Origin of the sequence: Dietzia sp. E1 (assembly GCF_014145015.1) — a bacterium.
GTDB lineage: Bacteria > Actinomycetota > Actinomycetes > Mycobacteriales > Mycobacteriaceae > Dietzia > Dietzia cinnamea_A.
Window position 1 is genome coordinate 1 of the sequence record NZ_JAALDU010000212.1, and the last position, 5,561, is coordinate 5,561.

Genomic DNA, 5,561 nt, shown 5'->3' on the forward strand with positions numbered 1-5,561 from the left:
CGGCCCCGCCCACGAAGGGCGGGGCCGCCGCTCGTCTGTGCCGGTGCCCGCGTGGTCGTCGCCGCGGCCACCGGGCACCGGGCACCGGCCGTCAGCGGAGCCTGCGGGGCCCCTCGTTCCCGCTGAAGCGGGGCGGCGGACCGAGCCGCACAGTGGCGTAGAGCACGGAGAGCCCGTCGGGTGCGGCCAGTCCGGGGTCGATCGCCAGGCGGCGCAGTTCGGGGACGTCCTCCACCAGACATGACACCCGCCCCATGAGTTCCACAAGTGCGTCGCGGTCGACCGGCGCGTCCCCCGCGTAGCCGTCGAGGATCGGCGCCGCCCGCGGTCTGCCGAGGAGCGCCGACGCCTCGGAGGGGGAGATGGGCAGTGTGCTGAACGCCCGGTCGGCGAGCAGGTCGGAGAGCATCCCGGACAGTCCGAACGAGATCAACGAGCCGAAGATCGGGTGGTCCGCGACGCGGATGGTCACCGCGACGCCCTTCGTGGCCATCTTCTGCACGTGCAGCGACCGCGACCCGGTCGTGGACTGGAGCAACGCGAAGGCGTGCCGCACCGCCGCGGAGTCGGCGAGGTCGAGGCGGACCCCCGACTGGTCGCTGCGGGTGCGCCACCGGTCACTCATCGCCTTGACCGCTACCGGGTAGCCCAGCTCGTCGGCCGCCATCACGGCCTGATCGACGTCGGTGACGACGCGGTAGTCGACGATGTCGATCCCGTAGCACTCGAGCAGGGCCCGGACCTGGCCCTGCGTGAGCTCGAACGACTCGGTCCCGGCGTGGAGCTGGGACAGCGAGTCCACGAGCTCGCGGGCCCGCGCGCGGTCGATGTCCGGATACTCGGCGGGCTCCTCGGCGGGCCGGTCGAGCCACTCCGCATACCGCCGGGCCCGCACGAGCGCCGACACCGCGCGTTCCGGGTAGGGGTAGGACGGGATCGAACCGCGGGCCGCCACGCCCGACTCGTCCGTCACGGTCAACCCCTCGGGCAAGCCCTCGCCGGCGAGGAACGTACTCACCACCGGCTTGGCGCTCTCCGCCGCCGCCGCGCGGATCGCCTCGGCATAGGAGTCCGGATCCGTGGCGACCGGCGGGACGAACACCGTGAGAACCGAGTCGACCTCGTCTCGCGCGAGCGCGTCCGCGATGGCCTCGCGGAACTGTTCGGGCGACGCCCCGGCACCCAGGTCCACGGCGTGGGAGACGGTGAACCCCTGCTGGCGGGCGGAGTCCGCGCCGAGCCTGCCGACGGCCGAGGAGTTGCCCACGATCCCCAGGCGGCCGCCGGTGGGCAGCGGTTGGTAGGCGAGCAGGGTGGCGGTGTCGAACATGTCGGTGATGGAGTCCACCTGGATGAGGCCGGAGTCGCGGAACAGTCCCCCGATCGCGTTCGCGGTAAGCCCCTCCACGCCGGACTCCAGGTCGTCCACGGCCCGCCGCACGACCACGACCGGCTTGTTGCGGGCCACGCGCCGCGCGATCCGCGAGAACTTGCGGGCGTTACCGAAGCTCTCAAGGTAGAGCAGGACCACCTCGGTCGAGGTGTCCGTGTCCCAGTACTGCAGCAGGTCGTTACCGGACACGTCCGCGCGGTTGCCGGCGGAGACGAACGTCGACAGCCCGAGCCCGCGCCGCGCCGCGGCGGCGAGGATCGCGATGCCGAGCGCACCGGACTGGCAGAAGAATCCGGCCCGGCCCGGGCCGGGGACGACCTCGGCCAGCGTGGCGTTGAGCTTGACGTCGGCGGAGGTGTTGATCACACCGAGCGCGTTGGGGCCGACGACGCGCATCCCGTGCGCCCTGGCCTCGCTGACCAGTCGTCGCTCCGAGACGACTCCCGCGCTCCCCACGTCGGAGAACCCGGCGGAGATGACGACGAGCGTCGACACCCCCTTGGACAGGCAGTCGTCGAGGACCTCCGACATCGAGGCGGCGGGCACGGCGACGACGGCGAGGTCGACGGGATCCGGGATGTGCCGGACGCTCGCGTACGCGCGGACCGACTGCACCGAGGTGGCGTCCGAGTTGACGGGGTAGACGGGGCCGGCGAACCCGTTTCCGATGAGGTTGCGCATGACGGTGTGGCCGATCTTGCCCACCTGGTCGGACGCGCCGATCACGGCGACCGATCCCGGGTTCAGCACCCGCGCCAGGCTCCGGGCCTCCGCCGCGGCCTCCCGCGAGTTCCGGACGTTCGTCAGCGCCTCGGTGGGATCGATGGCGAACTCGAGGTGCAGCGTGGAGCCGTCGAAGGACCGTGAGATCTCGTACCCGGCTCGGCGGAACACCTGGATCATCGACCGGTTCTCGGAGAGGACCTCAGCCTCGAAGTGGTCGATCCCGCACTCGGCCGCCGCGCCGGCCAGGTGCTCGAGGAAGATCGAGCCCAGCCCCCGGCCCTGGTGCTGGTCGGAGATCGTGAAGGCGACCTCCGCGAACGTGGAGTCCGGCAGCCGTTCGTAGATCGCCATCCCGATGATCTCCGCGCCCAACTCGGCGACGAACGCCATCCGGTCGCGGTAATCGACGTGGGTCATCCGCCGTAGTTCCCGATCGCTCAGGACGTCCCGGGATCCGAAGTAGCGCAGGTAACGGGTGCGTTCGGACAGGCTGGTGTGGAAGCGGGCGATCTTCTCGGCGTCGTTGGGCAGGATCGGGCGGATCCGCACCGCCCGGCCGTCCGAGCCGAGGACGTCCGCGGCCCACTCGTGCGGGTAGCCCTCGGGGTACTCGTCGACCGAGGTGTCGGTCGAGGCGTGCTCGGGCGGATCGACCGCGGGGGGCGGATCGCCCGGACGCCCGCCGGGTTCCGGGGTCTCGGTCGCGGTGGGGCCGGTCGAGGGGTCGCCGGGGTGCGCCATGGGGTCCTCCAATGCGAGGTCGTGCCGGACGGGGCTCGAGAAGCGGTCAGTCCCGGGGGTCGTCGGGATCGAGCCCCAGCAGGGGGTAGACCGTGCGACGGGTGTCGAGGATCGACTGGTCCAGCCGGGCCAGCGAACGGTCCATCTCGACGCCGCGGTCGGCGCCCGCCGGCTCCCAGGGCGCGAAGGCCGGCTCCTCGCCGTCGCCCATCACCCTCGGGACCCGATCGGGAACGGTGAGCCGGCCGGCGGCGGACCGCCACCCCTCCGGGATCTCCGTGCCCGGGTCGACAGGCACCCCGAGCACCGCCGCGATGAGGTGGGTCCACGAGCGTGGGACCACCCGCACCAGCTCGTAGCCGCCGCCGCCGACCGCGATGAGGCGCCCCTCGCACAGCTCGTCGGCCAGTGCGATGACGTCGAGGTAGGACCGCCGGTGTCCGTCGACGGTCAACGACAGATCGGCGAGGGGGTCCTCGCGGTGCGAATCGCACCCCGCCTGCAGGACGATGATCTGCGGTTCGAACGCGCGCAGGACGCCCGGGACCACGGCGTGGAAGCCGCGGAGCCAGAGGTCGTCGGTGACCGCGGGCAGGAACGCGAGATTGACGGACGTGCCCTCCGCGCGGCCCACGCCGGCCTCCGACGCCCAACCCGTCGACGGCCACAGGGTCGCGGGGTGCTGGTGCAGGGAGACCGTGAGCACGCGGGGGTCCTCGTAGAAGGCGGTCTGGACGCCGTCGCCGTGGTGGACGTCGATGTCGACGTAGGCGATGCGGTCGAACCCGTTGTCCAGCAACCAGCTGATCGCCACGGCCGCGTCGTTGTACACGCAGAAGCCGGCGGCGGCCGCGGGCATCGCGTGATGCATGCCACCTGCGACGGAGACCGCGCGCGTCGCGGCCCCGCTGGCCACCGCGCGGGCGGCCGTCAGCGTGCCACCGGCGACCGCCGCGCTGGCCTCGTGCATCGCCGGGAACGTCGGGTTGTCGGCCGTGCCCAGGCCGTGGCTCATCCCCACGTGCTCCCCCGGCGGCAGGTCGCCGGCCGCCTTCACGGCGTCGATGTAGCGCGAGGTGTGCACCCGCAGCAGCTCGTCGTCACCGGCCGTCCCGGGTTCGAGCAGTTCCACCCCCTGCAGCACGCCGAGTTCGGTGGCCAGCGACATGGTCAGGTCGAGGCGCCTCGGACTCATGGGGTGATCGGCGGAGTGTCGGTACTCGAGCAGCGACGGGCTCCACACCACCTTCGCCTCGACGCCGTCCGCGATCCCGGCCATGGCCACCGCCCTCCCGTCGGACCGGGTCTCTCCCGGCCCCTCGCACCCCGCCAGATCCGTGGGGTACGTCACCTCACGAATCTACGCGGCGACGACGGGGGCGGCCGATGAACGTCGGCTCCCCACCCCGGTCGGTGGCCCGACGGTAGTCTCGGTGTGAGAACCCGGTCGGTGTCGTCACCCACCGGGATGTCGATTCGAATCCAGACGTGGAGGACTGCAGCGTGAAGGACCTGGTGGACACCACCGAGATGTACCTCCGCACCATCTACGAACTCGAGGAGGAGGGCGTGATCCCGCTGCGGGCGCGGATTGCGGAGCGCCTCGAGCAGAGCGGCCCGACCGTGAGCCAGACGGTGGCCCGGATGGAGCGCGACGGGCTGGTGCTCGTCGCACCCGACCGGCACCTCCAGCTCACCGCCACCGGGCGCGAGCTCGCGGTGGACGTGATGCGCAAGCACCGCCTGGCCGAGCGGCTCCTGGTGGACGTGATCGGGCTCGAGCTCGAGAAGGTCCACGCCGAGGCGTGCCGGTGGGAGCACGTGATGAGCGACGACGTCGAACGGCGTCTCATCGAGGTGCTCGACGACCCCCGGACGTCGCCCTACGGCAATCCGATCCCCGGTCTGGACCGCATCGGCTACGCCGAGTCGACGCTCGACCACGGCGACCACGTCCGGCTATCCGCGCTGCCCACCGACACACCGCACACCGTGCGCATCCGGGCGATCGGCGAGAACGTGCAGATCGACACGGACCTGATCTCCGAATTCCGCGCCGCCGGCGTGGAGCCGCTCAAGACCGTCACCGCGACCCGCCGCGGGCACCTCGTCGAACTCGACTCGGGGGACGGCCGCACCGTCGAACTCGACGGCGACCACGCCCACGCCATCCAGGTCGAGATCCTGTCGTGAAACTCCTCGTCACCGGCGGGGCCGGGTACGTCGGCGGAGTGTGCGCCACCGTCCTCATCGAGCGCGGGCACGAGGTGGTGATCCTCGACGACCTGTCCACCGGTAACCGGGACGGCGTCCCCGAGGGGGCGACCTTCCTCGAGGGTGACGTCGCCGCCCGCGCGGGCGAGGTCCTCGACCCGTCCTTCGACGGCGTGCTGCACTTCGCCGCGCGCTCGCTCGTCGGCGAGTCCGTCGAGAAGCCCGAGGAGTACTGGCAGGGCAACGTGGTCACGTCGCTGGCCCTGTTGGACGCCATGCGGGCGGCCGGTGTCGGGAACCTCGTGTTCTCCTCCACCGCGGCCACCTACGGCGAGCCCGAGCAGGTGCCCATCACCGAGGACATGCCCACCCGGCCGACCAACACCTACGGGGCGACCAAGCTGGCGATCGACCACGCCATCACCTCGTACGCGGTCGCGCACGGACTCGCCGCGACCAGCCTGCGCTACTTCAACGTCGCCGGCGC

Annotated in this window: 4 protein-coding genes; 2 read left to right on the forward strand and 2 right to left on the reverse strand. The window is 71.9% G+C overall.

The genetic code is table 11. The features are described from left to right. Window positions 1–91 precede the first annotated feature (91 nt). Both G6030_RS08130 and G6030_RS08135 read right to left on the reverse strand, forming a co-directional pair. Window positions 92–2,860, reverse strand: coding sequence for a GNAT family N-acetyltransferase (locus tag G6030_RS08130; protein WP_182642777.1), 2,769 nt, complete (start codon window positions 2,858–2,860; stop codon window positions 92–94). Between the two features lie 46 nt (window positions 2,861–2,906). After that, the gene (locus G6030_RS08135) at window positions 2,907–4,139 is read right to left on the reverse strand and encodes an acetoin utilization protein AcuC (protein ID WP_182642779.1); all 1,233 of its coding nucleotides are present in this window, start codon (window positions 4,137–4,139) and stop codon (window positions 2,907–2,909) included. A 224-nt stretch (window positions 4,140–4,363) separates the two neighbouring features. Between G6030_RS08135 and G6030_RS08140 the strand changes: the two genes are divergently transcribed. Together G6030_RS08140 and G6030_RS08145 are read left to right on the forward strand one after the other, a co-directional pair. After that, on the forward strand, window positions 4,364–5,053 hold the full coding sequence (locus G6030_RS08140) for a metal-dependent transcriptional regulator (protein ID WP_007627547.1): 690 nt from the start codon (window positions 4,364–4,366) through the stop codon (window positions 5,051–5,053). Further along, window positions 5,050–5,561: NAD-dependent epimerase/dehydratase family protein (locus G6030_RS08145; RefSeq protein ID WP_182642778.1), on the forward strand; the 512-nt coding region annotated here is incomplete at its 3' end. The genes G6030_RS08140 and G6030_RS08145, both read left to right, overlap by 4 nt.